At 68.6% G+C, this 711-nt stretch carries 1 protein-coding gene; it reads right to left on the bottom strand.

Translation table 11 applies throughout. The features are described 5' to 3' along the window. Positions 1 to 711, bottom strand: a 711-nt coding sequence (locus tag INT12_RS30725; RefSeq protein WP_193059210.1) for an efflux RND transporter permease subunit, incomplete at both ends; no start/stop codon positions are given.

Below are 711 nucleotides of genomic sequence, written 5' to 3'. Positions count from 1 at the left end.
CCACAGGGTCCGGCCGCGGTAGCGCAGCGCGGCGTCCACCCAGCCCAGGTACCAGGTCATCAGTTTCGATTCGGGCTTCTCTTCGCCATGCGGCTTGAGCAGGTAGGCGGCCATCATCGGGGTGAGCAGGCGCGCCACCAGCAGCGAGAACAACACCGCCGTGGCGGCGGTCCAGCCGAATTCGCGGAAGAACTTGCCGGCGATGCCGGGCATGAATGCCACCGGCACGAACACCGCCGCCAGGGTCAGCGCCGATACCCAGGTGGCGCGCCAGTCGCGCAGGAACAGCCACACCACCAGCAGCGCCAGCAGCGCGCCTTCCCAGAGCATCGTCATGGACGAGTCGTAGGAGCGGTGGGTTTCATCGATGGCGGTGGTGACCAGGCGGAAATCGATGCCCGGGTGGCTGGCCTTCAGCTGGTCCAGCGCGGTGTGCACGCCGGCTTCGACCTTCACTTCGCTGGAGCCACGCGTGCGCGACATCGAGAACGCCACTACCTGCTTGCCGTCCAGCAAGGCGGCCTCGGTCGGGTCGGCGGCGGCATCGGTGACATTGGCCAGGGTGGACAGTCGCACGGCGCGGCCATCGGGCAACGCGATGGAGTAGTCGCGCAGTGCCTGCGCGTCACCCACGGTGCCGAGCGTGCGGATGGTCTGCTGCGCGCCTTCGATCTCGGCCTTGCCGCCGGCGCGTTCCACCTGGATGCGGGC

Origin of the sequence: Pseudomonas sp. K8 (assembly GCF_014889455.1) — a bacterium.
Classification (GTDB): domain Bacteria; phylum Pseudomonadota; class Gammaproteobacteria; order Pseudomonadales; family Pseudomonadaceae; genus Aquipseudomonas; species Aquipseudomonas veronii.
This window is presented reverse-complemented; position numbering and strand designations above follow the sequence as displayed.